Source organism: Lysobacter sp. SCRH-1R, assembly GCF_057747855.1.
In genome coordinates, this window is sequence record NZ_CM173227.1 from 679130 (window position 1) to 704796 (window position 25667).

The 25667-nt window shown below is 69.5% G+C and carries 25 protein-coding genes, 1 other RNA gene and 1 riboswitch; of the genes, 21 read left to right on the plus strand and 5 right to left on the minus strand.

Annotated elements, in window-relative coordinates:
- Nucleotides 1–10 precede the first annotated feature (10 nt).
- The 7 genes from AC3ANK_RS03075 (at nucleotide 11) to AC3ANK_RS03105 (ending at nucleotide 5392) form a co-directional block, all read left to right on the plus strand.
- Entirely contained in the window at nucleotides 11–772 is a 762-nt protein-coding gene (locus AC3ANK_RS03075) for a class I SAM-dependent methyltransferase (protein ID WP_484172100.1), read from the plus strand.
- A gap of 108 nt (nucleotides 773–880) precedes the next feature.
- Nucleotides 881–1071, plus strand: a riboswitch (FMN riboswitch).
- A 126-nt stretch (nucleotides 1072–1197) separates the two neighbouring features.
- Nucleotides 1198–1797 carry a riboflavin synthase gene (locus AC3ANK_RS03080; protein WP_484172101.1) on the plus strand — a complete coding sequence of 200 codons (600 nt, stop codon included), beginning with the start codon at nucleotides 1198–1200 and terminating at the stop codon, nucleotides 1795–1797.
- Between the two features lie 10 nt (nucleotides 1798–1807).
- The gene (gene ribB / locus AC3ANK_RS03085; protein ID WP_484172102.1) at nucleotides 1808–2929 is read left to right on the plus strand and encodes a 3,4-dihydroxy-2-butanone-4-phosphate synthase; all 1122 of its coding nucleotides are present in this window, start codon (nucleotides 1808–1810) and stop codon (nucleotides 2927–2929) included.
- 121 nt (nucleotides 2930–3050) lie between these two features.
- Nucleotides 3051–3518, plus strand: a complete 468-nt coding sequence (ribH, locus tag AC3ANK_RS03090) for a 6,7-dimethyl-8-ribityllumazine synthase (RefSeq protein ID WP_206860023.1) — start codon at nucleotides 3051–3053, stop codon at nucleotides 3516–3518.
- Nucleotides 3515–3976, plus strand: a complete 462-nt coding sequence (nusB, locus tag AC3ANK_RS03095) for a transcription antitermination factor NusB (protein ID WP_206860022.1) — start codon at nucleotides 3515–3517, stop codon at nucleotides 3974–3976. Before ribH ends, nusB begins: the two co-directional genes overlap by 4 nt.
- 70 nt (nucleotides 3977–4046) lie before the next feature.
- Nucleotides 4047–5015 carry a thiamine-phosphate kinase gene (gene thiL / locus AC3ANK_RS03100; protein ID WP_484172103.1) on the plus strand — a complete coding sequence of 323 codons (969 nt, stop codon included), beginning with the start codon at nucleotides 4047–4049 and terminating at the stop codon, nucleotides 5013–5015.
- A gap of 191 nt (nucleotides 5016–5206) precedes the next feature.
- A complete protein-coding gene (locus tag AC3ANK_RS03105) occupies nucleotides 5207–5392 on the plus strand; it encodes a hypothetical protein (RefSeq protein ID WP_206860020.1) in 186 nt (61 codons plus the stop codon).
- A gap of 10 nt (nucleotides 5393–5402) precedes the next feature.
- Here the strand turns inward: AC3ANK_RS03105 and AC3ANK_RS03110 are convergent, their stop codons facing one another.
- The 5 genes from AC3ANK_RS03110 to AC3ANK_RS03130 form a co-directional block, all read right to left on the minus strand.
- Nucleotides 5403–6785 (minus strand): FAD-binding oxidoreductase, encoded by a 1383-nt coding sequence (locus tag AC3ANK_RS03110; RefSeq protein ID WP_484172104.1) that lies wholly within the window; start codon nucleotides 6783–6785, stop codon nucleotides 5403–5405.
- Nucleotides 6782–7315, minus strand: a complete 534-nt coding sequence (locus AC3ANK_RS03115; RefSeq protein WP_484172105.1) for a metal-dependent hydrolase — start codon at nucleotides 7313–7315, stop codon at nucleotides 6782–6784. Before AC3ANK_RS03115 ends, AC3ANK_RS03110 begins: the two co-directional genes overlap by 4 nt.
- Before the next feature lies 1 nt (nucleotide 7316).
- The gene (locus tag AC3ANK_RS03120) at nucleotides 7317–8207 is read right to left on the minus strand and encodes a DUF4349 domain-containing protein (RefSeq protein ID WP_484172106.1); all 891 of its coding nucleotides are present in this window, start codon (nucleotides 8205–8207) and stop codon (nucleotides 7317–7319) included.
- Nucleotides 8208–8391: 184 nt separating this feature from the next.
- Nucleotides 8392–8772 carry a YraN family protein gene (locus AC3ANK_RS03125; protein WP_206860016.1) on the minus strand — a complete coding sequence of 127 codons (381 nt, stop codon included), beginning with the start codon at nucleotides 8770–8772 and terminating at the stop codon, nucleotides 8392–8394.
- Nucleotides 8756–10150 (minus strand): penicillin-binding protein activator, encoded by a 1395-nt coding sequence (locus AC3ANK_RS03130; protein ID WP_484172107.1) that lies wholly within the window; start codon nucleotides 10148–10150, stop codon nucleotides 8756–8758. Before AC3ANK_RS03130 ends, AC3ANK_RS03125 begins: the two co-directional genes overlap by 17 nt.
- A 69-nt stretch (nucleotides 10151–10219) precedes the next feature.
- Between AC3ANK_RS03130 and rsmI the strand changes: the two genes are divergently transcribed.
- From rsmI to AC3ANK_RS03200, 14 genes are all read left to right on the plus strand, one after another.
- A complete protein-coding gene (gene rsmI / locus AC3ANK_RS03135; protein ID WP_206860014.1) occupies nucleotides 10220–11086 on the plus strand; it encodes a 16S rRNA (cytidine(1402)-2'-O)-methyltransferase in 867 nt (288 codons plus the stop codon).
- 283 nt (nucleotides 11087–11369) lie between these two features.
- Nucleotides 11370–11723: RNase P RNA component class A (rnpB, locus tag AC3ANK_RS03140), an RNA gene on the plus strand.
- 570 nt (nucleotides 11724–12293) lie between these two features.
- Complete coding sequence (mraZ, locus tag AC3ANK_RS03145) at nucleotides 12294–12740, plus strand: division/cell wall cluster transcriptional repressor MraZ (RefSeq protein WP_115841413.1); 447 nt, start codon at nucleotides 12294–12296, stop codon at nucleotides 12738–12740.
- Between the two features lie 11 nt (nucleotides 12741–12751).
- Entirely contained in the window at nucleotides 12752–13888 is a 1137-nt protein-coding gene (gene rsmH / locus AC3ANK_RS03150) for a 16S rRNA (cytosine(1402)-N(4))-methyltransferase RsmH (RefSeq protein ID WP_484172108.1), read from the plus strand.
- A gap of 2 nt (nucleotides 13889–13890) precedes the next feature.
- Nucleotides 13891–14154 carry a cell division protein FtsL gene (gene ftsL / locus AC3ANK_RS03155; RefSeq protein WP_206860412.1) on the plus strand — a complete coding sequence of 88 codons (264 nt, stop codon included), beginning with the start codon at nucleotides 13891–13893 and terminating at the stop codon, nucleotides 14152–14154.
- Nucleotides 14151–16088: a peptidoglycan D,D-transpeptidase FtsI family protein gene (locus tag AC3ANK_RS03160; protein ID WP_484172109.1), complete on the plus strand. Its 1938-nt coding sequence runs from the start codon at nucleotides 14151–14153 to the stop codon at nucleotides 16086–16088. The genes ftsL and AC3ANK_RS03160 overlap by 4 nt, the downstream gene beginning before the upstream one ends.
- On the plus strand, nucleotides 16085–17602 hold the full coding sequence (locus tag AC3ANK_RS03165; protein ID WP_484172110.1) for a UDP-N-acetylmuramoyl-L-alanyl-D-glutamate--2,6-diaminopimelate ligase: 1518 nt from the start codon (nucleotides 16085–16087) through the stop codon (nucleotides 17600–17602). Before AC3ANK_RS03160 ends, AC3ANK_RS03165 begins: the two co-directional genes overlap by 4 nt.
- A complete protein-coding gene (locus AC3ANK_RS03170; RefSeq protein WP_206860009.1) occupies nucleotides 17599–18987 on the plus strand; it encodes a UDP-N-acetylmuramoyl-tripeptide--D-alanyl-D-alanine ligase in 1389 nt (462 codons plus the stop codon). The genes AC3ANK_RS03165 and AC3ANK_RS03170 overlap by 4 nt, the downstream gene beginning before the upstream one ends.
- Complete coding sequence (gene mraY, locus AC3ANK_RS03175; protein ID WP_206860008.1) at nucleotides 18977–20062, plus strand: phospho-N-acetylmuramoyl-pentapeptide-transferase; 1086 nt, start codon at nucleotides 18977–18979, stop codon at nucleotides 20060–20062. The genes AC3ANK_RS03170 and mraY overlap by 11 nt, the downstream gene beginning before the upstream one ends.
- A complete protein-coding gene (gene ftsW / locus AC3ANK_RS03180) occupies nucleotides 20062–21390 on the plus strand; it encodes a putative lipid II flippase FtsW (RefSeq protein WP_484172111.1) in 1329 nt (442 codons plus the stop codon). The genes mraY and ftsW overlap by 1 nt, the downstream gene beginning before the upstream one ends.
- Nucleotides 21390–22481, plus strand: a complete 1092-nt coding sequence (murG, locus tag AC3ANK_RS03185) for an undecaprenyldiphospho-muramoylpentapeptide beta-N-acetylglucosaminyltransferase (RefSeq protein WP_484172112.1) — start codon at nucleotides 21390–21392, stop codon at nucleotides 22479–22481. Before ftsW ends, murG begins: the two co-directional genes overlap by 1 nt.
- Nucleotides 22478–23932 carry a UDP-N-acetylmuramate--L-alanine ligase gene (gene murC, locus AC3ANK_RS03190; RefSeq protein WP_425492485.1) on the plus strand — a complete coding sequence of 485 codons (1455 nt, stop codon included), beginning with the start codon at nucleotides 22478–22480 and terminating at the stop codon, nucleotides 23930–23932. The genes murG and murC overlap by 4 nt, the downstream gene beginning before the upstream one ends.
- The gene (locus AC3ANK_RS03195; RefSeq protein ID WP_484172113.1) at nucleotides 23929–24924 is read left to right on the plus strand and encodes a D-alanine--D-alanine ligase; all 996 of its coding nucleotides are present in this window, start codon (nucleotides 23929–23931) and stop codon (nucleotides 24922–24924) included. The genes murC and AC3ANK_RS03195 overlap by 4 nt, the downstream gene beginning before the upstream one ends.
- Nucleotides 24921–25658 (plus strand): cell division protein FtsQ/DivIB, encoded by a 738-nt coding sequence (locus AC3ANK_RS03200; RefSeq protein WP_484172114.1) that lies wholly within the window; start codon nucleotides 24921–24923, stop codon nucleotides 25656–25658. The genes AC3ANK_RS03195 and AC3ANK_RS03200 overlap by 4 nt, the downstream gene beginning before the upstream one ends.
- Nucleotides 25659–25667 lie beyond the last annotated feature (9 nt).

Sequence of the window (25667 nt, forward strand, 5' to 3'; positions counted from 1 at the left end):
GGAGGCGCACATGAGCGGCGCGAACTTCAAGGACCACTTCTCCGGCATCGCCGATGCGTACGCGCAGGCGCGCCCGGAGTACCCGGACGAACTCTTCGACGCGATCGCCGCGGTCGTGCCGCGGGACGCGCGCGTGTGGGAGCCGGGCTGCGGCAGCGGGCAGGCGACGCGCGGGCTCGCCGCGCGCTTCGCGCACGTGCACGCGACCGAGCCGAGCGCGAAGCAACTGGCGCAGCATTGGGCACAACCGGGCACGGACAGCGTGAGTCTTGCGGTGGAGCCCGGCGAGCGCACATCGCTGCCGGATTCGAGCGTCGGGCTCGTCGCCGTCGCGCAGGCGCTGCACTGGTTCGACCGGCCGACGTTCTTCGCCGAATGCGAACGCGTGCTCGCGCCGGGCAGCGTGCTGGCGGCGTGGGGCTATGCGGATTTCGTCGCGCCGGAAGGCATGGTCGAAGCCGTGGAGGATTTCCGCGCGCGCATCGATCCGTACTGGCCGCCCGAACGCGCGCAGATCGACGCGCACTACGCCGGCTACGACTGGCCGTTCCCCGCGCTGCCGGCCCCCGCGCTGTGGCTGGAGGCGGAGTGGTCGCTGGCGCATTTCCTGCGCTATCTGTCGAGCATGTCGGCCGTCGCGCGGTGCGCGGCGGATGCGGGCGAGGACCCGGTGGCGCGGCACGCGCCCTCACTGGCGGCGAGCTGGGGCGATCCGGACGAGGCCCGGACAATCCGCTGGCCGCTGTTCCTGCACCTGCGGCAGAAGGCCTGAAACCCGCCGGGGCCGGGTAGGCGCCAGACGCGGAACAGTCCGTCCGGCGGGCCTCCCGGGGCGCGGGTGCTAGAATCCCCGCGCCGGTTCGCCGGCATCCACAACACGTAACGTCTTCAGGGCGGGGTGAGATTCCCCACCGGCGGTAGGTGCGATGGCGCTGTCGGCAGCGTCGTTCGCACGAGCCCGCGAGCGCCTCGCCGCCCATGGCGAAGAGGGTCAGCAGATCCGGTCCAATGCCGGAGCCGACGGTCGGAAAGCGCGAGCTTCCCGGAAAGTCCGGATGAAAGAAGACAGCCGCACACGGCCCCGTGCCGTGCGCCTGCCTCATGCCTTGAGGCGTTTTTCGTTCACTCCAGATCGAGAAACGTTTCAATGACCCAGCGCTTCACTACCCGTGCCGCTTCCAAGCAGGAGGCGCGCTGATGTTCACCGGCATCATCGAAGGCGTCGGCCGCCTGGCTTCGCTCGAACACCGCGGCGGCGACGTCCGCCTCACCGTCGACGTCGGCACGCTCGCGTTCGACGCCGTGCAGCTGGGCGAAAGCATCGCCGTCAACGGCGTCTGCCTCACCGTCATCGAGTACGACGCGCGCAGCTTCGCGGCCGACGCATCGAACGAAACGCTCGCGCTCACCACGCTCGGCGCGCTCGCCGTCGGCGACGCGGTGAACCTGGAGCGCGCGATGCGCCCGACCGATCGCCTCGGCGGGCATCTGGTCAGCGGACACGTCGACGGACTCGGCCGCGTCGAGCGCATCGAACCCGACGCGCGCGCGCAGCGCTGGCGTTTCTCGGCACCAGCGCCGCTGCTGCGCTACATCGCCAAGAAAGGCTCGATCTGCGTCGACGGCGTGAGCCTCACGGTGAACGAAGTGGACGATGCGGGTTTCGAAGTCGCGCTGATCCCGCACACCGTCGCGCACACGCGTTTCGCGCATACGCAGGTGGGCGACGCGGTGAACCTGGAAATCGATCTGGTCGCGCGCTACGTCGAGCGGCTGCTCGCCGGCCGTGCCGAATAGGGGGAACGACATGCCTTTCAGCCCGATTCCCGAACTGCTCGAAGAAATCCGCAACGGCCGCATGGTCGTGATCGTCGACGACGAGGACCGCGAGAACGAAGGCGACCTGATCATGGCCGCCGAACTCGTGCGGCCGCAGGACATCAACTTCATGGTCACGCACGCGCGCGGCCTGGTGTGCCTGTCGCTCACGCGCGAACGCTGCCGCCAGCTCGGCCTGCCGCCGATGGTGCGCGACAACACCTCGCCGCACCACACCAACTTCACCGTCAGCATCGAGGCGGCCGAAGGCGTCACCACCGGCATCAGTGCCTACGACCGCGCGCATACGGTGCGCACCGCCGTGCGGCCGGACGCCTCTGCGAGCGATCTCTCGCAGCCCGGCCACATCTTCCCGCTGCAAGCGCAGCCCGGCGGCGTGCTCAATCGCGCGGGGCATACCGAGGCGGCGAGCGACCTGGCGCTGCTGGCCGGCCTGGAACCCGCCGGCGTGCTGGTCGAGATCCTCAACGCCGACGGCAGCATGGCGCGTCGTCCGGAACTGGAGGCGTTCGCGGCCGAGCATGGATTGAAGATCGGTTCGATCGAGGAACTGATCCGCTATCGCCTGGAGACCGAACACACGGTCGAGCGCGTGGATGCGCGCGAGATCGACACCGAGCACGGTCCGTTCGAACTGTTCACCTACCGCGACCGCCTCAGCCACGCGCTGCATTTCGCGCTGCGTCGCGGCACGCCCGACGCGGCCACGCCGACGCTGGTGCGCGTGCACGTGCAGAACCCGCTCGCCGACGCGCTGCACTGGCGTCGCCCGGACTTCGGCCCGGCCGTGGGCGACGTGCTGAAGGCGATCGCCGCCGAAGGCCGCGGTGCGCTGGTGCTGCTGGCCGACCACGCCGATGCCGACGCGCTGCTGGCCCGCATCCGCGCGCCGCAGCATGCCGACGAGGCCGGCCCGACCCGCGGCCACGCGCTCGCCGAGTGGCGGCGCAACGGCGCCGGCGGCCAGATCCTCGCGGACCTCGGCCTGGGCAAGCTCCGCGTGCTGGGCACGCCGCGCAAGCAGATCGGGCTGGCCGGGTTCGGGCTGGAGGTGGTGGAGTACGTGCCGGGACCGGAAACGAGTAACTAGGAACGAGCGACGAGCGACGATTGCCTCACTCGTTCCTCCACTCTCGTTCGTGGCGGCGAGGGCTCCACGGCGCCCATGCCGACATCGCGCTAGAATCCCCGCCCTTCACCAAGAACGCCCCATGACCCACTTCGAAGGCGACCTGCGCAGCCCCCCGGGCGCGCGATTCGCGATCATCGCCAGCCGCTGGAACCCGCGCATCACCGATACGCTGGTCGCCGGCGCGCGCAAGACCTTCGCCGAGAACGGCGTGGACGAGTCCGCGGTCGACGTCATCCGCGTGCCCGGCGCATGGGAAATCCCCGTCGTCGCCACGCGCCTGGCGAAGGCCGGCCGGCATGCCGCCGTGGTCGCGCTGGGCTGCGTCGTGCGCGGCGATACGCGTCATTACGAGCAGGTCGCCGACGGGTGTTCGGACGGCCTGATGCGCGTGCAACTGGAGTACGGATTCCCGGTCGCCAACGGCGTGCTCGCCGTGGAGCGCCACGAGGACGCCGAGGCCCGCGCCGGTGGCACGCACGGCAACAAGGGTGAGGAAGCGGCGCTGGCCGCACTTGAAATGAGTCATCTGCTGGGGCAATTGCCATGAACCGTCGTCGTCCGGATGGAATCGATCCTGTCGCCCGTTCGCGTGCGCGCCGCCGCGCGTTGCAGGCGGTCTATGCATGGCAGATGTCGGGATCGAGCGCGCGCGAGGTGATCGCGCAGTTCGCCCACGAACAGGCCAAGGAGCAGGCGGACCTGGAGTATTTCGAGGACCTCGTGCGCGGCGTCGAAGCGAATGTCGAATCGCTGGACGATGCGCTCAAGCCGTTCCTCGATCGCGACATCGAGCAGGTCGACGCCATCGAGCGCGCCGCGCTGCGCATCGCGGCGTACGAGCTGCGCATGCGCCCGGACGTGCCGTACCGCGTGGTCATCAACGAGGCGATCGAAACCGTGAAGCGTTTCGGTGCCGAACACGGGCACACCTACGTCAACGGCGTGCTCGATCACGCCGCCGCCGAGTGGCGCGCGACGGAAGTGAAGGCGCCGCGTCCGCGATGAAGCGGCATCGCCGCGACCGCGCAACGCGCGTCGCGGTGGCAGTGTCGAACCGCACACGCCGGAGTGTCCCGTGAGTGATCCGCATCGCGACGCACGCGAATTCGACCTGATCGACCGCATCCGTCGCCGCGTGCATGCGCGGGACGACGTGGTGCTCGGCATCGGCGACGACGCCGCGCTGCTGCGGGTCACAACCGGGCGCCTGCTGGTCGTCGCCGCAGACACGCTCAACGCGGGCGTGCATTTCCCCGAAGACACCGTACCGGCGGACGTCGGCTGGAAGTCGCTGGCGGTGAATCTGTCCGATCTGGCGGCGATGGGCGCGGAACCCGCGTGGTGCACGTTGTCGCTGTCGCTTCCGGGCGGCGACGCGGCCTGGGTGGATGGCTTCCTCGACGGTTTTCTCGAACTCGCCCACGCGCATCGCGCCGCGCTGGTGGGCGGCGACACGACTCGCGGGCCGCTTTCGATCAGCGTGACCGTGCACGGGTTCGTGGCGCCGGACCGCGCGCTGCGTCGTGATGCCGCTCGTATCGACGACGACGTCTGGGTCAGCGGCACGCTCGGCGACGCCGCCGCCGCATTGACGCAGTGGCGCGAAGGTTCGCCGCGCGACGCGTTCCTGCGCGCGCGCCTGGATCGGCCGACGCCGCGTCTTGCGCTCGGCGAGGCACTCGCCGACGTGGCGCATGCGTGCATCGATGTTTCCGATGGCCTGCTGGCGGATTTGGCGCATGTCGCGCGTGCGAGCGGTGTCGGTGCGCGGGTAGAGCTCGACCGCCTGCCTGCATCGGATGCGCTGCGCGCCGCGTTCGACGATGCGACGCGTCATGCCCTGCAGGCCACCGGGGGCGACGATTACGAACTGTGCTTCACCGCTGCGTCCGGGCTGCGGGATGAGATCGAGCGGATCGCGCGTGAGACCGGAACGCCCGTCGCGCGCATCGGTCGCGTCGAGGCGGGCGAGGGTGTGCGGGCGTTCGATGCGCTCGGTGCGCCGTGGGAACCCGGTCGTGCGGGGTATCAGCATTTCGCGTGAGCGCTGAAGGCCGACAAGGCTCCGTTCGCGGTTTCCCGGAGGTCGGGTGGCGGGCGACATCGACGATTCGGGCGAGGCGATCCCCGGGTGCGCTTCGCTTACCCGGGCTACAACAGCGGCCGGCCTCGCCGAAGCCCGATAGCATCGTAAGATCAGCCCGTCGCCGGTAGTCTTGCCCAGGGAGGATTCGCGTGGAAACGAGGTTCCTGATCGGCATGCTGTTCTTCATCGTGCCCACCGTGCTGCTGGCGCTGGGTTTCTGGATGCAGCGCCGGCGCGGCAGGATCGGCAGCAACTGGGGTGCGGTGCTGCTGGTGATCCTGTGCTGGGTGGTCGGCATGATGCTGGTGATGCGCAAGCTCGACCAGTTCCTCTGACGCGCCGCGCTCAATCGGGCAGCAGCTTGCCCGGATTGAGGATGCCGTCCGGATCGAACGCCGATTTCACCGCGCGCATCATCGCCAGCGTCGGCGCGTCGATCGCCTGCGGCATGAATTCGCGCTTCGCCAGGCCGATGCCGTGCTCGCCCGACAGCGTGCCGCCCAGCGACAGGGTGAGCGCGAACACGCGCGCCATCGCGGCATGCGCGCGCGTCGTCTGTGCGGCATCGTCGGGATGGTAGAGCAGGTTGACGTGCAGGTTGCCGTTGCCCGCATGGCCGAAGCAGACGATCGGCAGGTCGAACTCGCGCGACAGCGCACGCACGCCGTCGACGAGTTGCGGGATACGCGACACCGGCACGACCACGTCTTCGTTGATCTTTCCCGGAGCGAGCGTCCGCAGCGACGGAGACAGCGCCTTGCGCGCGGCCCAGAGCCGTTCGCGGGCAGCGTCATCGGCGGCATCGTCGAGCGACACGAGCCCGTCGCCGGCCGCGGCGCGCATCAGCGCTTCCATGTCGTGCGGCAGCGTCTGCGCATCGCCGTCGGCTTCGATCATCAGCAGCGCGCCGGCATCCGGCGGCAGGTCGGCGCCGCCCACGTCGCGCGCGAGGCGCACCGCATCGGCGTCCATGAATTCCAGCATCGACGGCGTGACCGGTTGCGCCATCAAGCGGGCGACGGCCTGCGCGGCGGACGATACATCGCGATAGATCGCACGCAGCGCGCGCCGCGATGCCGGCGACGGCGTGAGGCGCAGGCTCGCCTCGACGATCAGCGCGAGCGTGCCTTCGCTGCCGACCAGCAGGCGTTGCAGGTCGTAACCGGTCGCGCCCTTCGTCGTCGCGGTGCCGCAGTGGATCAGCTCGCCCGCGCCGGTCACCGCGGTGAGCGCGAGCACGTTGTCGCGCGTGGCGCCGTACTTCACCGCGCGCGGGCCGCCCGCGTTGCAGGCGAGGTTGCCGCCAACGCTGCTGTAGCCGGCGCTGGTCGGATCCGGTGGCCAGAACAGGCCGTGCGGCTTCAGCGCGGCCTGCAGGTCGCCATTGAGCACGCCGGGCTCGACCACCGCGCAGCGATCGCCCGGCCGGATGTCGAGGATCCGGTTCATCCGTTCGAACGACACCACCACGCCGCCCGCGACCGGCACCGCCGCGCCGGTGGTGTTGGTACCGCGCCCGCGCGCGATCACCGGCACGCGCGCCTCGCGGCAGGCCCGCACCAGCGTCACGACGTGCTCGCGCGAGGTTGGCAGCGCCACCGCATCGGGCAGCGACTGCCGGCGCGAGTTGTCGTAGGCGTAGGTAAGCCGCTCGCTTTCGTCGGTGCGCCAGGCGTCGCCGAGCAGCGAGCGCATCCGTGAATCGAGCGTGGTGGGCAGCGATGTCATGGACGCGAGGATAACGCCCGCCGAGCGGCGAAGCCCGCCACTGCGATCAGCGCGCAGGGCCACCAGACCCAGCGGAACTCCGACGCCATCACCGCCACGCCGCGCGCGCTGAAGAACCCGTTGCCGATGGGCGACACGGCGATCGGACGCCACGGCGCGAACAGCCGCACATCCGACCACGGCCACAACAGCGCGACGCCGAGGCCGCCGTTGGTGAATGCGTCGAGCAGCGGGTGCGACGCGACGCACGCGAACAGCCACACGGCCGCGATCCACGGCGACGTTCGCAGCGGCCGATGCAGCAGCGCGCCGAGCATCGCGACCACGCCGGCGAAGAACAGCGAATGGCTCGCTCCGCGATGGCCGAGATCGTCCGCGTACGCGATGCCCAGCTTGAACGCGACGACGTCGGCATCGGGCAATATCGCGGAGATCATGCCTGCCGCGATCAGGTGCGGCGGAACGCGCCGGGAACCCAGCGCGATGCCCGCCGCCAGCGGCACGACCGCGTGCGTGAAGATCGTCGGCATGTCAGCGACGGCGCCTGCGCCACGCGCGCCATGCGAGCACGGCCAGCCCGGCGCCGAGCCACAGCGGCCACAGGTACGCAAGGCCGATGATCAGGTTGAGCCCGAGCCGCCCGCCTTCGGCCAGCGCATCGCCCAGGCGCGCGAAGAAGCTTGGGCCTTCGCGACGCATCGCCACTTCAAGGTCCGGCCGTTCGGTACGACGCAGCTGCGGCGCCTGGTGCAGGGTCAGGTCGATGCGCGCGAAGGCGATGCGGTCTTCCAGTTCGGCGCGCGCCACGGTCGCTTCGTCGCGCTGCGCCTGTGCGTCGGCGCGTGCGCCGATGGCGTCGGTCTTCTCGCCGGTCTTCCCGGGCGCGCGGGCCGCGTTCGCGAGCGCCTGTTGGGCGTTCTGGTGGCGGTCGTATGCCAGCTGCTGGCGGAGCAGGTCGAACTGAGCGTCGGTCGCTTCGAAGGTGCGGGCGTCGAGGAACTCGACGTGGGTGGCGAGCGCGCGCAGGAACTCCTGCGTGCGTTCGCTCGGGACCCGCACGGTCAGCGCGCCTCGCAGGGTGTAGGTGGCCAGGTCGACGCGCATGCCATCGCGGCTGGCATGCGATCGGACCGCGCCGACGTCGCTGCGCATGACGTTGCGAGCCACGTAGCCGCCGTGTTTCGCGGCCAGGTCCTCGATCGCCAGCGCCGAGCGGTAGACGTCCGCGACGCGGAAATCGACGCTGGCCGTACGGATGAAGCGCCGCCCCTCCGGCGTCTGGGTGTTCGCCGCAGATTGCAGCTGCGAGGGCACATCAGGTGGCAAAGCCGACGTGGCGGGTGCGGGCGCGTCGGGTGCAGAGGTGTCCGACTTCATCTGCGACGACGTGGCCTGTGAGGGATCCTCGGCTGCTGCCGCCATCTCGGCGTTTGCCGCCTCTTGCTGCTGCGAGCACCCACCGAGCACCATCGCCCACGCACAGGCCAGAACGGCCGTCCGGATCATCGTTCGCATCATCGTCCCCTGATCGATTGAACTGCCGCGGCCCGATGCCGCGTCGGAGTTCAACGCGCGTCCGCACGGTTCGGGGTTGGCGGATCTTCGCCTAGACGTCGTCCGCGCGGAAGGCGTCTTTTACCCAGTGCAGGCGCGGCGACGCCGGGTCGCCCTCGGCTTCGACGACGTCGAAGCGGCACGGCGCGTTCGCATGTCGGGGGTGGTGTGCGAGGAAGGCGCTTGCCGCGTGCACGAGCTTGCGGCGCTTGTGCACGTCGACCGAGGCCGCGCCGCCGCCGAAGCGCGTGTCGCGCCGGTAGCGCACTTCGACGAACACCAGCGTGGCGCCGTCGAGCATCACCAGGTCGAGTTCGCCGAAGCGGTAGTTCGCGTTCGCGGCGACGTCGCGAAGGCCGGCGCGGCCCAGATGCGCGCGTGCAGCGGCTTCCACCGCCGCGCCGCGCGCGCGCCGGTCAGCGGCGGGGCGCATCCGCCAGCGGCGTCGGCATGCCGGCGGTGAAGGTCGACCACGACGGCGTGCGCTGCACGTTGCCGTAGCCGTCCAGGCGCAGCGTGCCGGTGGCGCCGTCGATGTGGCCGTCGGCCGTGGTCGCCAGGCGCTGCAGGTAGGCGGTGATCTGCCACGCGTCGAAACCGAAGGCGAACAACCGCGCCGCCGGGCCCTTCGCGTTGTTGAGCTGCGAGCCGGCGATCGTCGCCGGCGGCAGGCCCGGGACGCCGCGCGTGGTCCAGGTTTCGGTCGGGAACGCGATGCCGTCCAGCACGCGGTCTTCCTCGGCCTTGCCGGTGCCCGAAAGCAGCTGCGAGGTCGCCACGCGCGGCTTGCCCGCAAGGCCCGCGAGCGCGAGCTTGGGCATCAGCAATCGCGCGCTGCTGCCCTTCACCGCGAGGAAGACGGCGTCCACGCCGCCTTCCTTCTGCGCGAAGGGAATGAAATCGGACGTGCCTTCGCCGGCGACGTCGGTCACCGTCGCGCCGCGCGCGACCAGGCGCTCGCGCAGGCTCGACACCGCGCGCTGCTGGGTGTCGTCGACGGCCGCGACGACCAGCACGCGCTTCGCGCCCAGGCCGAGCAGGTATTCGGCCGCGGCGATGCCTTCGTCTTCGGGCGACAGCGAGAAGCTCGCATTCCCGGCCGGCGGTTCGCTTTCGCCGCGATTGAGCGCGAGCACCGGCACCTGCAGCGTGCCCCGCGCGAACAGCGCGCTGACTTCGTCGCGGCCGAGCGGACCGACGACGAAATCGTTGCCTTCCAGCGCCGCGCGGTCGTACGCGGCGAGGGCCCCGCCCGGCATGCCGGCGGTGTCGTAGAAGTTCACCTCGGGACGGCGGCGCGGTTCGCCGTAGTAACCGGCGAGGAAACCGTCGCGCACCGGTGCCGCGGCAACGGCGAGGTTGCCCGACATCGGCAGCAGCACGGCCAGCTTCACCGGCGGGCGATAGCCGTCGCTGTCGGCCGCCGGACGGCCGGCGGCGTCGAAGTTCCAGCCGGTGCGGTCGAACGGTCGCGGCAGCGGCAGCCCGCGGCGCAGCAGCGCCTGGCCGGCGTGGTTGTAGAGCGGATCGCCTGCCGGCAGCGCCGCGGTTTCTCGGGCGAGGGTGGCGTTGTCGAGCGTGGAGAGCAGGCGTTCGATCTCACGATCGTTCGCGGCGCGCGCCGCGCCGGTGAGCGCGGCACCACTGCGCACCAGTTCGCCGGCCTGGGCGATCGTCGCGTTGCGGCTCTGCTGCGAGGTCGTGGTGCCGGTGGTGGAGACGGTGGCGCAACCGCCCAGCAGCATGGCGGCCAGCGCCGCCGCGCACATCGACTTCATCGCCCAGCCGTTGGAAGCTCGGATCATCTGCATGCAAAGGCCGCGACGCGGCGTTCCTGAGGGACCGGTTAGGATTCTACCCGGCCCCACCGCAGACGCACGATGCACACGTCCCAGCCCGCCGTCCCGAAAGCCGGCGGCTCGAAAGCCCCCGGCACGCTTCACGTCGTCGCCACGCCCATCGGCAATCTCGGCGATCTCTCCAGTCGCGCGCTGGACACGCTCAGGTCCGTCGACGCGATCTGCGCCGAAGACACGCGCCACACAAGGCAATTGCTCTCGCACTTCGGGCTGGAACGCCCGTTGGTCGCGCTGCACGAGCACAACGAGGACGCGCAGGCCGCGCAGCTGGTCGCGCGGATGCAGGCGGGAGAAAGCTTCGCATTGGTGTCCGATGCGGGCACGCCGCTGGTAAGCGATCCCGGTTTTCGCCTCGTGCGCACCGCGCGCGCCGCCGGCCTGCGCGTGTCGCCCGTGCCCGGCGCCTGCGCCGCGATCGCCGCGTTGAGCGTCGCCGGCATGCCGAGCGACCGGTTCGTGTTCGAAGGCTTCCTGCCGGCGAAGGCGTCGGCGCGCCGGGAGCGGTTGTCGCGCCTGGCCGGAGAGGTGCGCACGCTGATCTTCTACGAGTCGGCGCATCGCATCGAGGAATCGCTGGAGGACCTCGCCGCCGCCTTCGGCGAAGCACGCCGCGGCACCATCGCGCGCGAACTGACGAAGCTGTTCGAAACCGTCCTCGACGGAACCTTGGCCGACTTGCGCCAGCGCGTCGGCGCGGACGCCAACCAGCGCAAGGGCGAGTTCGTCCTGATCGTCGAAGGTGCCGGCGAAGACGCCGATGCCGCCGTCGCCGAAGGCAAGCGCCTGTACGCCAAGCTCACCGAATACCTCAAGCCCTCGCAGGCGGCCAAACTTGCCGCCGAGCTGAGCGGCGCGCCGCGGAAGGCGTTGTACGGCGCGGAGGAGTGAGTCTGGGAGCGACAGCTTAGCGCTGTGCGGGAACCACCCGGCCACGGTTGACGCTTCGTTGCCCCTCACCCCAACCCCTCTCCCGTTGGGAGAGGGGCTCAACCCGGGCGGCTTTGAAGCGCAGCGGTGGACTCACCAATACGCCAAAGATGCGAACAGCCCCCTTTAGTAAAGGGGGCGCGCCGGCAGGCGCGGGGAATTGGAGGTCGTGAGCCGGGGCCCGAAGTTTTGCTTCAGCAAAACTTTGGGGGCAATTCGCTGCGAAGCAGTAGAATGCCGGCGCGGAGTCAGCCAGGCAGTCGCGTCATCCGAAAGGATGCCGAGGAAAGTCCGGGCTCCACAGGGCACGGTGCCAGGTAACGCCTGGGCGGCGAAAGCCGACGGAAAGTGCAACAGAGAGCAGACCGCCGAACGGCGTTGCAAGACGTGCGTGGTAAGGGTGAAACGGTGCGGTAAGAGCGCACCGCGAGTCCGGCAACGGACCGGCACGGCAAACCCCACCGGGAGCAAGACCAAATAGGGAGGCAATGCCGCGGCCCGCGGTGCCTCCGGGTAGGTTGCTTGAGCGTTGCGGTGACGCAGCGCCTAGAGGAATGACTGTCCACGACAGAACCCGGCTTATCGGCTGGCTTCGCGCTTTTTCTTGCCGCTTCGCGGCTTCAAAAAAGCCCCAAAGTTTTGCTCGCAAAACTTCGGGCCCCAGCTCCGGGGCTTCCAATTCCCCGCCGCTGCCGCGGCGCCCCCTTTACTAAAGGGGGCTGCTGCTACTAAAGGGGGCTGCTGCTTCGGGTGCGGATCCGGGCCAGTGTGGCTGCCGCTTCTGGGAGGCGGGTACCCCGTCAGGACAGCCCAGTGGCTAGCAATAGTCATTGACGATTGATGCGCCTGTTTCGATATCTTTCGCATATGGACATGCGGATGCTGCGGGGCAGCATGCGCGCCGCGGCCCTGTGGGACTTCGTCCCGACGCGGGTTGACCCGCAGGTTCCGTCTCAAAATTTGAGACGAAACAAAGGCTAGTGGATAACTCTTGAACAAACCTGTGAAGTTCTTCGCAAGTCATTGACCGGACAGGTGAATTTGCCTCCCAAAACTTGTTGACAACCCTGTGGGGCGTGCCTAAGGTGGGCATCTGAGGGAAAACCGGGTTTTTTGTGGTTTTCCAGGATCAAGCCGCCCGCCTAGAGGCGGCCCCAACAGGTGAGCAATGTTCCAGGGCGAGACCGCCATCACGATCGACGACAAGGGCCGGTTGGCGGTACCCACCGTCTACCGCGATGCCGTCGCGCGCGAGTGTGAAAACCGCCTGGTCATCACCTACAACCCCTTCGAGTCCGGCTCGCTGTACCTCTACCCGCATGCTGCGTGGGAGCGGCTGCGCGACCAGGTCAATGCGCTGCCCAAGGCCAAGGCGGTCAACCGCAGCATGCAGCTCAAGCTCGTTGGCGCCGCGGCGTTCGTCGAGCTCGACGGCAACGGACGCATCAGCATCCCGGCCAGCCACCGCAGCGCGGTGGGCATCGAGAAGAAGGCCGTGCTGCTGGGCATGGGCGACAAGTTCGAACTGTGGAGCGAGCAGGCGCACCACGCGCAGATCCGTCAGACGATTTCTGACGCCGATCTGAGCGAGGAGCTGCTCGACCTTCAGCTGTGACGGTGGGTGGCATGGAGCGCGGCGCGCTTTCCGGCCACCTTCCCGTGATGTACGCGCAGGTGCTCGACGGCCTGAACGTGCGCGGGAATGGAACGTACCTGGACGGCACGTTCGGGCGTGGCGGTCACGCGCGCGGCGTGCTGGAACGACTCGGCCCCGGAGGCCGGCTGCTGCTCATGGACAAGGACCCCGAAGCGATTGCGGTGGCGATGCGCGATTTCGCGCAGGACGCCCGCGTCGCCGTGTTCCGGGGCAGCTTCGCCGAACTCGCGCATTGGGACGAAACCGCCGCCGGCCTCGACGGCGTGCTGTTCGACCTGGGCGTGTCGTCGCCGCAGCTGGACGTCGCCGAGCGCGGTTTCAGCTTCGGCAAGGACGGCCCGCTGGACATGCGCATGGATCCGGACAGCGGCGAAAGCGTGGCGCAGTGGCTCGCGCGCGCCGATGATCGCGAGATCGCCGACGTGCTGTGGACCTACGGCGAGGAACGCATGAGCCGCAGGATCGCCCGCGCCATCGTCGCCCGGCGCGACACGCAGCCGCTGGAGCGCACCGCGCAGCTGGCCGACCTCATCGCATCCGTCGTGCCGCGCGGCGACCAGAAGATCCATCCGGCCACGCGCAGCTTCCAGGCGATCCGCATCTTCATCAATCGCGAGCTGGCGGATCTGGAAACCGGCCTCGACGCCGCGCTCGCGCGCCTGAAGCCGGGCGGCCGGCTCGCGGTCATCAGCTTCCACTCGCTGGAAGACCGCATCGTCAAGCAGTTCATCGCGCGTCACAGCAAGGCGCCGCCGGCCAACCGCCGCATGCCGGTGGAAGCGGCGTTCACGCCGGTGCTGCGTGCGATCGGTTCGGCGCAGAAGGCGACGGACGAGGAAACCTCGGCGAATCCGCGTGCCCGCAGTGCGGTGCTGCGCGTGGCGGAGAAGCTGGGAATCGGGAACGGGGAAGGCGCGAACGCATCGGACGGCGTCTCCGACACGGCACAGCCGGAAACGGGCCGTGGAGACCGGTGGGAAGCGATGGCGCCCGGCGAGCCGGTGCTCCGGCGATCGACTCTTCCCCGCACCCGATTCCCGGCTGGGGCGCAGGCGCGCGCTCCGCGCATGCACGTGCCACGTCCGCACGCGGGAGCTCAGCCATGAGCATCACCCGGCTGCTGCTGAGCGTCCTGGTGGTGGCCAACGTCGTTTCGGCGTTGGCCGTCGTGCAGGCGCGCCACCAGCATCGCCAGCTGTTCGTGCAGCTGAGCCGGCTGGAGCGCGCGCGCGACGAACTCAACATCGAATTCGGCCGCCTCCAGCTCGAACAGGCGACGTGGTCGGAAAGCAACCGCATCGACCAGGTCGCACGCGACCGCCTGGGCATGAAGTTCCCGGAAGGCGCCGAAACCGTGGTGATCCGTCCATGAGCGGCGCCTCCCGCAATCCGCGCAACGCCTCCGGTCGCAGCGGCCCGCTCGATGCCGTGCTCGCGCTGCGCGAGAAGTTCGGCGGCGGCAACGATCGCGGCGTCGCCGGCAAGGGTCGCAGCCGCGCCTCGTTCAACCTGCGCAACCGCCTGCTGCTGGTCGGCGGCGCGCTGGGGCTGTGCTCGATCGCGCTGGTCGGCCGCGCGCTGGACCTGCAGGTCATCAGCAACGATTTCTACCGCCAGCAGGGCGACGCGCGCTCGCTGCGCGAGATCCCGATCCCGACCTCGCGCGGCATGATCACCGACCGCAACGGCGAGCCGCTCGCGGTGTCCACGCCGGTCGAGTCGATCTGGGCGAACCCGCAGGAACTGCTGAAGAATCCCGAACGCATCCCGCAGCTCGCGCGTGCGCTGGGCGTCCCGCCGGACGCGCTGACGCGCAAGCTCAGCCAGCGCGCCGGCAAGGAATTCGTCTACCTCAAGCGCCGCATCAACCCGGACGAAGCCAGGCGCATCCTCGCCGCCAGGATCCCCGGCGTGTTCTCGCAGCGCGAATTCCGCCGCTTCTACCCGCAGGGCGAAGCGATGGCGCACATCCTGGGCTTCACCAACATCGACGATCTCGGCCAGGAAGGGCTGGAGCTCGCGTTCGACGACTGGCTGCGCGGCAAGCCCGGCGCCAAGCGCGTGATCCGCGACGGCGCCGGCCGCATCGTCGAGAGCGTGGACCTGGTGAAGGCCGCCGAGCCCGGTCGGGACCTCACGCTCACCATCGACCGCCGCATCCAGTTCCTGGCGATGCGCGAACTGCGCGGCGCGCTGGAGCGCACCGGCGCCAGCAGCGGCTCGGCCGTCGTGCTCGACATCGCGACCGGCGAAGTGCTGGCGATGGCGAACCTGCCCACCTACAACCCGAACGCCGTCGGCGTCGGCAATCCCGACACGCACCGCAACCGCGCGGTGACGGACGTGATCGAGCCGGGTTCGACGATGAAGCCGCTGACCGTCGCCGCGGCGCTGGAGGCGGGCGTCATCACGCCGCACACGATGTTCGACACGAACCCGGGCTGGATGCCGAACGGCAGATTCCGCACGACCGACCATCGCAACTACGGCATGCTCGACACGACGGGCGTGATCACCAAGAGCTCCAACGTCGGCGCGGCGAAGATCGTCGCGAAGATCCCGAGCCAGGAGTACTACGAGTTCCTCAAGCGCTTCGGCTACGGCCGCAAGACCCACAGCGGCTTCCCGGGTGAATCGTCCGGCGTGCTCGCGCCGCCTTCACGCTGGAGCGGCACGACCAAGCAGACGATGTCCTATGGCTATGGCCTGTCGGCCACGCCGCTGCAGATCGCGCAGGCGTACGCCGCGCTGGGCAACGGCGGCAAGCTGATCGCGCCGACGTTCGTGAAGGGCGAGCGGCACGAGCCGGTGCAGGTGCTCGACCCGGCCATCGCCGGAACCATCATGCGCATGATGCAGACCGTGACCGAGTCCGGCGGCACCGCCACGCAGGCGGCGATCCTGGGCTACCACGTCGCCGGCAAGACCGGCACCGCGCGCAAGTTCAACGCGTCCGGCGGCTATTCGCGCCGCTACGTGTCGTTCTTCGCCGGCGTCGTGCCGGTGAACAACCCACGCTTCTCGATGGTGGTGGTGATCAACGATCCCGATCCGGCGAAGGGCTACTTCGGCGGCTACGTCTCCGGTCCGGTGTTCAAGAGCGTGATGGAAGGTTCGCTGCGCCTGATGGACGTGGCGCCGGACGACATCGACACCTGGATGGCCGCACAGGCCGCCGCCGAAGCCAAGCGCGCCAGGCAGAACGGCGGCAAGCCGACCGGTACCGTCCTGCCGTCGCCGACGCATGCCTCCGCCGCGCTGCCCGCGCCGGTCGGCATGATCAGCCCGCCCGGAGGTGCGCGATGAGCCGCCTCATGCCGCTGGCCGAACTGCTGCCGGACGTCGCCGGGATTCCTGCCGATCTGACCATCACCGGCCTGGTGCTCGACAGCCGCGCCGTGCGTCCGGGCAATGCCTTCGTCGCGATCGCCGGTTTCGGCGCGCATGGGCTGCGCTTCGTCGACCAGGCGCGCGCGGCGGGCGCGGCGGCGATCCTGTTCGAACCGCCGGCGCCCGACGATCTGCCCGCGCCGGGCGATGCCATTGCCGTGCCCGGGCTGCGTTCGCGCCTGGGCGAGATGGGCGACCGTTTCCACGGCCGCGCGACCGAGGCGATGACCGTCGTCGGCGTCACCGGCACCAATGGCAAGACTTCGACCGTGCAGCTGCTCACGCAGGCGTGGCATGCGCGCGGCGTCGTCAGCGGCAGCGTCGGCACGCTCGGCGCCGGGCTGTATGGCCACGTGGTGCCGACCGGCTTCACCACGCCGCTGGTGCTGCAAACGCACGAACTGCTCGCGACGATGCACGACGACGGCGCGCAGGCCATCGCGATGGAAGCCAGTTCGCACGCGCTCGACCAGGGCCGCGTAGACGGCGTGCATTTCGATGTCGCGGTGTTCACCAATCTCACGCGCGATCATCTCGATTACCACGGCGACATGGCGACCTACGGCGCCGCCAAGGCGCGCCTGTTCGCGTGGCCCGGTTTGAAGGCCGCCGTGATCAACCTCGACGACGCGTTCGGTCGCGAGCTCATCGCCACGCTGCCGCAGGGCGTGCGTGCGATCGGCGTCAGTTCGCGCGGCGATGCGACAGCGACGCTGCAGGCGCGCAACCTGCGTTTCGACAACGCCGGCATCGGTTTCGACCTGGTCGTTGATGGCGAGTCGCACCCGGTGCAGTCGCCGCTGCTGGGCCGCTTCAACGTCGACAACCTGCTTGCGGTGGCCGGCGTGCTGTTCGCGCTGGGCGACCGGCCGGCGCAGGTCGCCGGGACGCTTGCGAAGCTCCAGCCGATCCACGGCCGCATGAACCGCCTCGGCGGCGACGGTCGCGCTCCGCTGGTCGTCATCGATTACGCGCACACGCCCGACGCGCTGGAACAGGCGCTTTCCTCGCTGCGTGCGCACGTGCAGGCGAAGCTGGTCTGCGTGTTCGGCTGCGGCGGCGATCGCGATCGCGGCAAGCGTCCGCAGATGGCGGCGATCGCCGAAGCGCATGCCGACGAGGTGATCGTCACCGACGACAACCCGCGCTTCGAGGACGGCGACGTCATCGTGGCCGACATCATGGCCGGCTTCGCGCATCCGGAACGCGTCACCGTGCAGCGCGACCGCGCGGCGGCGATCGCGCATGCGGTGGGCGAGGCGGGGCCGAACGACATCGTGCTGGTGGCCGGCAAGGGCCACGAGCCTTACCAGGACATCCAGGGCGTGCAGCATCCGTTCGACGACACGCAGTTCGCGCGCGCGGCGCTGGGGGCGAAGCACATGGATGTGCGAGTGCTGCGTCCGCAGGATGCGGAGGAGCAGCCATGAAGGCGCGCATGCTCTCCGACATCGCCCGCATGACGCACGGCCGCCTGGTCGGCGACGACCGCACGGTCGATGCCATCGCGACCGACACCCGCGCGTTGCCGCAAGGCGGCGCGGCGCTGTTCGTCGCACTGAAGGGCGAACGCTTCGACGGACACGACCACGTCGCGAAGGCCGCGCAGGCCGGCGTCGCCGCGGCGCTGGTGTCGCGGGAAGTCGACGCGTCGGTGCCGCAGGTCGTCGTCGCCGACACCGAACGCGCGCTGGCCGATCTCGCGGCCGCCGTGCATCGCGAGCGTCTCGAACAGGGCGGCGCGCAGAAGGTCGTCGCGATCACCGGCAGCAACGGCAAGACCAGCGTGAAGGCGCTGACGCTGGCGATCCTCGAGCGCGTTGGCAGGACGTACGCGACGCCGGGCAACCGCAACAACGAGATCGGCCTGCCGCTCGCCGTCATCGACGCGCCCGAGGACGTGCAGTTCGCGATCTACGAAATGGGCGCCGGCAAGCCGGGCGACATCGCGTACCTCACCGATGTCGTGCGCCCCGATGTGTCCATCGTGAACAACATCGCGCCGGGCCATCTGGAACGCATGGGCAGCCTGCTTGGCGTGGCCGACACCAAGGCCGCGATCTACGACGCGCTGCCGGGCGAGGGCGTGGCGGTGATCAACGCCGACGACGCGTTCGCACCGTACTTCGCCGAGCGCGCGCATGGCCGCAGGCTGCTGCGCTTCGGCCTGGAAGCCAGCGCCGACCTGACCGCGCGCGACATCCGCGCGACCATCGACGGTTCCAGCTTCACGCTGGTTACGCCGCAGGGCGATGCGGACATCACCCTCGCGCTTCCGGGCCGCCACAACGTGAGCAACGCGCTCGCCGCGGCCGGACTCGCGCTGAGCGTGGGCGCGTCGCTGCAGCAGGTCGCCGAAGGCCTCAACGCCGCCAGGCCCGTCGCGGGCCGCCTGATCACCCATCGCCTCGGCAACGGCGCGGTGCTGATCGACGACAGCTACAACGCCAACCCGGGCTCGCTCGCCGCGGCGATCGACACCCTCGCCGCCGGCGGTGGCGAAGCGTGGCTGGTGCTGGGCGACATGCGCGAACTCGGTGCCGATGCCGAAGCGATGCACGCCGAAGCCGGACGCCGCGCGAAGGGCGCCGGCATCCGCCGGCTGCTCACGCTCGGCGCGTACAGCGCCGCGGCGTCGCAGGCGTTCGGCGAAGGCGCCACGCATTTCGAAACGCACGACGCGCTGGCCGGCGTGCTGCGGAACGAACTGCGCGAAGGCGTGCGCGTACTGGTAAAGGGATCGCGCGGCAGCGCGATGGACAGGATCGTGGCCGCGCTCGTGGGCCCGCAAGAAGGGGGAACCCATGCTGCTTGAACTCACGCGTTGGCTCGAACAACTGCAGAGCCTGTTCGGACTGTTCGGCTATCTCACCTTCCGCGGCATCCTCAGCGCGCTGACAGCGCTCGCGCTGTCGCTGTGGTGGGGCCCTGCGGTGATCCGCAAGCTCGGCCAGCTCAAGGGCGGCCAGCCGATCCGCAAGGAAGGCCCGCAGTCGCACTTCTCCAAGGCCGGCACGCCGACCATGGGCGGTGCGCTGATCCTGTTCACGGTGATGGCCTCGGTCCTGCTGTGGGGCGACCTGCGCAACAAGTACGTGTGGATCGTGCTGCTGGTGATGCTCGCCTTCGGCGCGATCGGCTGGTACGACGACTGGATCAAGATCGTGCGGCGCGATCCCAACGGTCTGAAGTCGCGGTGGAAATACCTGCTGCAATCGATCTTCGGCCTCGGCGCCGGCCTGTACCTGTGGTTCTTCGCCGACGTCCCGACGGCGACGACCTTCTACGTGCCGTTCTTCAAGTCGATCGCGCTGCCACTGGCGGGCATCGGCTTCGTCGCGATCGCGTACTTCTGGATCGTCGGCTTTTCCAACGCGGTGAACCTCACCGACGGCCTGGACGGCCTGGCGATCATGCCCACCGTGCTGGTCGCCTGCGCGCTGGGCATCTTCGCGTACGCGTCGGGCCACGCGGAATTCTCGAAGTACCTGCAGATCCCCGCCGTCCCCGGAGCGGGTGAGCTGGTGATCATCTGCGCGGCGATCGCCGGCGCGGGCCTGGGCTTCCTGTGGTTCAACACCTATCCGGCGATGGTGTTCATGGGCGACATCGGTGCGCTCGCACTGGGCGCCGTGCTCGGCACCATCGCGGTGATCGTGCGCCAGGAACTGGTGCTGGTGATCATGGGCGGCATCTTCGTCATCGAAACGCTCTCGGTGATGATCCAGGTCGCGTCGTTCAAGCTCACCGGCAAGCGCGTGTTCCGCATGGCGCCGATCCACCACCACTTCGAGCTCAAGGGCTGGCCGGAGCCGCGCGTGATCGTGCGCTTCTGGATCATCTCCGTCGTGCTCGTCCTCGTCGGCCTTGCGACGCTGAAGGTGCGTTGATGAGCGAATCCGCGCGCCAGGCGACACGACTCGAGGCGATCGGCGGCCACTTCGATCCGTGGCTGCTCGGCATCTCGTGCGCGCTCGCGTGCCTGGGCGTGGTGATGGTCGGCTCGGCCTCGATCGGCGTCGCCGACGGCCACGACGTCGGCCCGTTCTACTTCCTCACCCGCCACATCGTCTTCCTCGCCATCGGCGTGGTCGGCGCGCTGTGGGTGATGCGCACGGAACTGAAGACCATCGAGCAGCACAACCAGTGGCTGCTGCTGGTGTGTTTCGTGCTGCTGATCGCGGTGTTCTTGCCGGGCATCGGCCGCAGCGTGAACGGCGCGCGCCGCTGGTTGAACCTGGGCGTCTCGAATTTCCAGGCCGTGGAAGCGGTGAAGCTGCTCTACATCGTCTGGCTGGCAAGCTACCTCAAGCGTTACAGCGAGGAAGTGACCGCGACCTGGGGCGCGATGCTCAAGCCGATCGGCGTCGCCGTCGCCCTGGTCATCATGCTGCTGCTGCAGCCGGACTTCGGTTCGTCGTCGCTGCTGCTGGCGATCACCGCCGGCATGCTGGTACTCGGCGGCGTGAACATGCCGCGCATGTTCGGGCCGGTGCTGATCGGCCTGCCGGTGCTGGCGATCGTCGCGATCGCCGAGCCTTACCGCGTCGTGCGCCTGACCTCGTTCCTCGACCCGTGGCAGGACCCGTTCAAGACCGGTTACCAGCTGACCAACGCGCTGATGGCGGTCGGTCGCGGCGAATGGCTCGGCGTGGGCCTGGGCGCATCGGTGCAGAAGCTCTCGTACCTGCCCGAAGCGCACACCGACTTCATCATGGCGGTGATCGCGGAGGAGTTCGGATTCCTCGGCGTGTGCCTCGTCGTCGGTCTGTACGCGGGACTTGCCGGTCGCGCGTTCTGGCTCGGCTTGAAATGCGTGGAGATGCGCCGCCATTTCGCCGGCTACTGCGCGTTCGGCATCGCGCTGTGGATGAGCCTGCAGAGCTTCGTCTCGATCGGCGTGAACCTCGGTCTTCTGCCGACCAAGGGTCTCACGCTGCCGATGATTTCCTACGGCGGTTCCAGCGTGATCATGACCTGCGCCGCACTCGGCCTGCTGCTGCGCGTGTCGTACGAACTCGATCGCGCGCAGCGCCAGGTGGCGCGCGTGCGCAACGAGACCGCGCCGCCGTCGGCCGCGAACGATCCGGGCGCACCGTCGCCGGCCGCCGCGCCGATGCCGTCACGCAAGCCCGCGCCGGTTGCGTCGGCAACGACGTCACGCGGCACCAGCCGCCTGCAGCAGCGCGTCGAGCCGACGCTGGGGAGGATCGCGTGATGCACGCCGCGACCGACTCCGACCTGCATCCGGTGATGATCCTCGCCGGCGGTACCGGCGGGCACATCTTTCCGGGTCTCGCCGTGGCGAAGGCGCTGAACGAGCGCAACGTCCCGGTGCTGTGGCTCGGTGCAGAAGGCGGCATGGAGACGCGCCTTGTGCCGCAGCACGGCATCGCCATCGACACCATCGCCGTGCGCGGCATGCGCGGCAAGGGCGTCGCGACGCTGCTGGCCACGCCGTTCCGCCTCATCGGCGCCGTGCGCGCCGCGATGCAGACGCTTCGCGAGCGCCAGCCGCGCGCGGTGATCAGCTTCGGCGGCTATGCAGCGGGGCCGGGCGGTCTTGCGGCGAAGCTCGCCGGCATTCCGCTGATCGTGCACGAACAGAACCGCGCGCCGGGCCTGACCAACCGCGTGCTCGCGCGTTTCGCGCGCCACGTGCTGACGGGCTTCCCGGACACGTTTCCGAACGAGGAAGTCGTCGGCAATCCCGTGCGCGCCGAGATCGCGGCGGTCGCGCCGCCGGCGCAGCGTTTCGCCGGACGCACCGGCGCGCTGCGCGTACTCGTGCTCGGCGGCAGCCAGGGCGCGCGCGCGCTGAATACCGCCGTGCCGAAGGCCGTCGCCGGCCTGCGTGGCCGCATCCAGTGCGAAGTGCGCCACCAGTGCGGCGAGAAGCTGCGCGAGGAAGCCGAGCGCGCGTACGCCGAAGCGGGCGTGCAGGCGTCGGTGGAACCTTTCATCGCCGATATGGCGTCCGCTTACGCGTGGGCCGACATCGTTGTGTGCCGCGCCGGTGCGCTGACGCTGGCTGAACTCTGCGCGGTCGGCGTCGGCAGCGTGCTCGTGCCGTTCCCGCAGGCGGTGGACGACCACCAGACCAAGAACGCGCAATACCTCGTCGATCGCGGCGCCGCGCACCTCGTGCCGCAGGGCACGGCGGGCGACCTGGCGCAGCGGCTGTCGGCCACCCTCGAAATCCTCGGCGAACGCGGCGCCCTGCTGCAGATGGCGGAGGCCGCGCGCGCGATCGCCAAACCCGACGCAGCCGAACGCGTCGCACAACTGGTTCTGGAGCAAGTCGAATGAGTACGGCCCTGCGTCGCCGCCTGCAGCACACCGGCGACCTCGCCAAGGCCTTCCCGCGCGTCCATTTCGTGGGCGTCGGCGGCGTGGGCATGAGCGGCCTGGCCGAAGTGATGTGCACGCTCGGCTATCAGGTGTCCGGTTCGGACAACGCCGACAACGCGGTGACGCGCCGTCTGGCCTCGCTCGGCGTCACCGTGAACAAGGGCCATGCTGCCGCGAACGTGCTCGGCACCGATTGCGTCGTGGTGTCGAGTGCGATCAAGCCCGACAACCCGGAGCTGATGGAAGCGCGCGCGCAGCGCATCCCGGTCGTGCCGCGCGCGGAAATGCTTGCCGAGCTGATGCGCTTCAAGCGCGGCATCGCGGTGGCCGGCACGCACGGCAAGACCACGACGACGTCGCTCGCGGCCAGCGTGCTCGCCGAAGGCGGCATCGATCCCACGTTCGTGATCGGCGGCCAGCTGCTCGCAGCCGGCGCGAACGCGCGCCTGGGCACGGGCGAATGGCTCGTGGCCGAAGCCGACGAAAGCGACGGCAGCTTCCTGCGCCTGAATCCGCAGATCGCCATCGTCACCAACATCGACGCCGATCACCTGGAGAACTACGGCGGCGACTTCGCCCGCGTGCAAGCGGCGTTCGAGGAATTCATGCATCGCCTGCCGTTCTACGGGCTGGCGGTGCTGTGCATCGACGATGCGGAAGTCGCCGCGCTCGCGAAAAAAACGCCGCGCCACGTGATGACGTACGGCTTCAGCATCGAAGCCGACGTGCGCGCCGAGGACGTGCAGCAGGACGGCCCGAACATGCGCTTCACGCTGTGCCTGCCCGATGCGACGCGCACGCCGATCACGCTCGCGTTGCCGGGCCGCCACAACGTGCTCAACGCACTGGCCGCGGCGTCGGTCGCATGGCAGCTGGGTGTCGCAGCCGATGCAATCGCGCGTGCATTGCAGAACTTCGCCGGCGTCGGTCGCCGCTTCAACCTGCTTGCAAGCCCGACCACGTCGAAGGGCGCGACGGTGCAACTGGTCGACGACTACGGCCATCACCCCAAGGAACTGGACGCGGTGTTCGCCGCTGCACGCGGTGGCTGGCCAGACAAGCGGCTGGTCGTCGCGTTCCAGCCGCATCGCTACAGCCGCACGCGCGATCTGTTCGACGAATTCGCTGCGGTGCTCTCGACAGTCGACGTGCTCGTGCTGACCGAGGTGTACCCGGCCGGCGAGGCGCCGATCGCCGGTGCCGACGCGAAGTCGCTGGCACGCGCGATCCGCGCGCGCGGCCGCATCGATCCCGTGGTCGTGAGCGGCGCGGCCGATCTGTCGAGCGTGCTGCCCGACGTCCTCAACGACGGCGACCTGCTGCTGATGATGGGCGCCGGCGACATCGGCTACGCCGCGCAGCAGATCGCTGCGAACGGCTTCAACGCATCCAACGGAGAGAAGAAGTGAGCGCGCAGTCCGCAGCGGCGAAACTCGGTCCGACCCGCATCACCGATCCGGCCGCGTTCGGTCGCGTCGCCGTGCTGATGGGCGGCACCAGCGCCGAACGCGAGGTCTCGCTGGACTCGGGCCGCAACGTGCTCGAAGCGCTGCGCTCGCGCGGCGTCGATGCGTTCGCCGTCGATGGCATCCCGGCGCTGATCGACGCGATCCGCGCCGGCAGCGTCGATCGCGTGTTCAACATCCTCCACGGCAACAAGGGCGGCGGCGAAGACGGCGTGCTGCAGGGCCTGTGCGAAGCGCTCGGCGTTCCGTACACCGGTTCGGACGTGCTGGGTTCGGCGCTGACGATGGACAAGATCCGCACCAAGCAGGTGTGGCTCGCCATCGGCCTGCCGACGCCGCGTTACGTGCGCCTGGCGAAGGGCAGTGACGTGCACTCCGCCGCGCGCGAGCTCGGGCTGCCGGTATTCATCAAGCCGTCGAGCGAAGGCTCCAGCGTCGGCGTGTCGCGCGTGCTGAGCGACGCCGACCTCGATGCCGCCGTCGAACTCGCCGCGAACTATCCGGGCGAGATGCTGATGGAGCAGCTGATCGTCGGCGAGGAACTCACCGTGCCGGTGCTCAACGACATCGCGCTGCCGTCGATCCGCATCGTCCCGAAGGGCGAGTGGTACGACTACCACGCCAAGTACATTTCCGACGACACGCAGTACCTGTGCCCCGGCCTGGAAGGCTCGGAGGAAGCGGAGATCGGCCGCATCGCGGCGGAGGCCTTCGTCGCAGCCGGTTGCCGCGGCTGGGGTCGCGTGGACTTCATGCGCGATCGCGCGACCGGCCAGCTGTACCTGCTCGAAGTGAACACCGCGCCGGGCATGACCAGTCATTCGCTGGTGCCCAAGGCCGCGCGCCAGATCGGCATCGAGTTCGACGAGCTGTGCTGGCGCGTGCTCGAGTCCAGCCTGGCCGACGACACGAACGCGGGAGGTGCGCTGGCGTGAACGCCATGCTTCGCCTCGTCGGATGGATCCTCGCGCTGGCGCTGGTCGCGCTGCCGGTCGTGGCCGTGCTCAACGGCTGGATCGGCGCGTCGCACTGGCCGCTGACGAAGCTGCGCGCGACGGGCCAGTTCGAGCGCGTCGATGGCGTGCTGCTGCAGAAGACGCTGCTGCCGTACGCGCAGCGCGGCTTCTTCGCGGTGGATCTGGCGGGCGCGCAGGACGCGGTGTCGAAGCTGCCGTGGGTCGAGCGCGCCGAAGTGCGCAAGCGCTGGCCCGATGTGCTGGAAGTGACGGTGTTCGAACACCGCCCGTTCGCACGCTGGAGCGGCGGGATGCTGCTGTCGGAACAGGGCAGGCTTTTCCCGGCGAAGGGCATCGACGTGCCGAAGGGGCTGCCGCTGCTCGGCGGTCCCGAAGCGCGCGTCAGTGAAGTCGTCGAGCTCTACAACGAGTCGCGCGCGATGTTCGCGCCGATCGGTCTTGAAGTGCGCGAAGTCGGCCTCGATCCGCGCGGCAGCTGGACGCTCGGCCTCGACAACGGCGCGCGCATCGTCGTCGGCCGCAGCGAAGCACGTGCACGCCTGTCGCGTTTCGTGCGCCTGCTGCCGCAGCTGCTCACGCAGCAGGCGCAGGTGCTCAAGCTCGCCGACCTTCGTTACACCAATGGTTTTGCATTGACGTGGGCGCCCGTGCCGGCGCCGGCGGCAGTGTTGCAGCAGCAGGGACAATCATGAGCGTGTTGT